This is a genomic window from Oceanobacillus luteolus, assembly GCF_023715655.1.
GTDB lineage: Bacteria > Bacillota > Bacilli > Bacillales > Amphibacillaceae > Oceanobacillus > Oceanobacillus luteolus.
Genome location: NZ_JAMBON010000093.1, coordinates 1 through 2,522 on the forward strand (window position 1 = coordinate 1; position 2,522 = coordinate 2,522).

At 36.4% G+C, this 2,522-nt stretch carries 3 protein-coding genes; all 3 read left to right on the forward strand.

All coding sequences use genetic code 11. The features are described from left to right. The first annotated feature begins 184 nt into the window (after window positions 1-184). Window positions 185-904, forward strand: a complete 720-nt coding sequence (locus tag M3210_RS19705) for a hypothetical protein (protein WP_251517968.1) — start codon at window positions 185-187, stop codon at window positions 902-904. A 291-nt stretch (window positions 905-1,195) separates the two neighbouring features. After that, on the forward strand, window positions 1,196-1,402 hold the full coding sequence (locus tag M3210_RS19710; RefSeq protein ID WP_251517970.1) for a YuzF family protein: 207 nt from the start codon (window positions 1,196-1,198) through the stop codon (window positions 1,400-1,402). A 68-nt stretch (window positions 1,403-1,470) separates the two neighbouring features. Then, on the forward strand, window positions 1,471-2,361 hold the full coding sequence (locus M3210_RS19715; protein ID WP_041054396.1) for a manganese catalase family protein: 891 nt from the start codon (window positions 1,471-1,473) through the stop codon (window positions 2,359-2,361). Window positions 2,362-2,522 lie beyond the last annotated feature (161 nt).

Sequence of the window (2,522 nt, forward strand, 5' to 3'; positions counted from 1 at the left end):
GGCGAACAGTTTAGTTGACGGGATCTATCTCCCACGGGCAGGGTCGTTCTACCCCGGCTACAATGTAATAATAAGACCATAAGAAATAAGGTCAACCAGTAAATTCTGGTTAACCTTATAATACGAATGGGCAGGTTAGTTTAAGAATTAAAACAAAAAATCTAAAGTGAATGAAGGGATAATTATGGAATGGGCGAAGAGAGAAAGTAAAAATTATATATTTAATTATCATGTTGGGTCACTTGCAGAAAAGGATATAGAGAAGATAATAAAGCTACAAGAAAACTGCTATGATTTTATTTCTAATTGTTTAAATGTTGAAATGGAACAAAAAATAAATTACTTCCTGTGTGAGACATCTATAGAAGTGGGTGAATTATTTGGTGATAACGAACCTTGCAATGGTTGTGCGAAAGAACCAAACGAAGTATTTGCCGTTTACAATACGGAGGTAAAATGTATAGGATTCCACGAAGATGCTCATTTGATTTCATATAATTTATCAGTACCGCCCCAAACCTTTTTAAGAGAAGGACTTGCAATGTTTTTTGATAAAGTTTCTTTGGGAATACCTCAGTATATGTGGGTTAAGTATTTTATTGATAATGGTTTGTATGTAAAAGTAGAAGACTTAGTGATAAATGATAAATTTTATAACTATAGTGATTTAGTGACTTATCCGATTGCGGGTGCATTTGTGGAATACCTTACTACAAACTTCGGCATAGAAAAGTTTAAAGAATTTTATGCCTCTGTAGATGAAGACTTCGATAAGAGCTTTTCTCACACTTTTAATTTTTCTGTATCTGAATCAAATAATAAATTTATAAATTATATAAACTGCTTAGGATATAATGATGCTTTTACTGAAATCATTAAAAATGTAGTACAAGATAAACTGTGATTTTTTTCACTTAAAGTAACGGGTGCCACCGTTAGTTTAAGAAGGATATTGAGTATCAAATCAGGAAGTTTATAGCCCCAGCCACACAGTAATTGGTGATTATTAAGATTGAAACGCCCTGACACTATTTCATAGGTGTTTTTATTTTGGATTCAGAATCTGGGTTTATTTTTCTAATGAAAGAATGGATGTCTGAATAAATCCGAAAACCAACATTCCAATTGGACAAATGCACATTTTTACTTCCTTGCATATACTGCTATGGACTTCATGAAAAGGAGTGTGTTGAAAATGAGTGAAAAATGGAAACTTAGTGATCCGTATGTTTATCAAGCTTTAATGGGACTTCACAATCAATCCCTTGCTGTTCAAACGACCCACGGCTCTGTACGAGGTGTATTACGAGAGGTCATGCCTGATCATATCGTCATCATGATGGGCGGGACACCATTCTATGTACGTGCAGCACAAATAATTTGGTTTCATTCGACGATGTGAGAATAAGCCAAGCTCCATCCAACATATGATGAAAATGATTATTGTTTACGGATGGAGGTGTAAAGCTTATGATGAAACGCGTGAATAAAATTGCCATTGAGTTACCATATCCAGAACATGGCGATATGAATGCTGCTGCAGCTGTACAAGAATTAATGGGTGGAAAATTCGGTGAGATGTCCACCTTAAACAATTACATGTTTCAATCCTTTAATTTCCGCGGTAAAAAAAAGCTAAAGCCCTTTTATGATTTAATTGCAAGTATTACAGCGGAGGAATTTGGCCATGTTGAATTAGTAGCGAATGCAATTAATCTGCTTTCGATTGGCAATACCATTCCTGGCAATCCTGATACCGCCCCACTGCAAAATGGAAAGGATGCCCGTTATTCTACACATTTTACAACCACTGCTCAAACAGCTTTTCCAGGTGACGGGATGGGAAGACCGTGGAATGGGTCGTATGTAAATAACAGTGGAACGCTCGTTGAAGATCTACTCGCCAATTATTTATTGGAAATCGGTGCTAGAAACCACAAAATGCGTGTGTATGAAATGACGACCCACCCGACTGCCTTAGAGATGACCGGATACTTGCTTGTCAGAGGTGGGACTCATATTATTGCCTATGCAAAAGCACTAGAAGTAGCTACAGGTGTGGATGTGGGTAAAATGCTTCCAGTTCCAAGTTTGGATAATAATAAGTTTGATTATGCCAAAAAGTTTATGGATCAAGGATTGTACAATGTGTTGTATACATGGGGAGAAGCGGATTATCGTGATATCAACCAAATATGGAAAGGTGCAAACCCAGAAACAGGTGAAAGGCTGCATGTAATTGACGGAATGCCTGAAGGTGCGCCTGTACCCGATTTTCCAGAACTTCCAGAGCAATTCGCTCCAGGGATTGATTTGGATGATTACTATCGTATTTTAAAACGTTTAAAAAGCAATATGTAAACTTTAATAAAGAGCCACTGTAATTAATCATAATTATAGACTAACACAATAAAATGAGACAATAAAAAACACCTTCGAAATGGTATAATCAAACCAATACTAATTCGGAGGTGTTTTTGCGTGGGCAAAAACGTTTATTCTAGTGAAGTTAAATGGGCGGT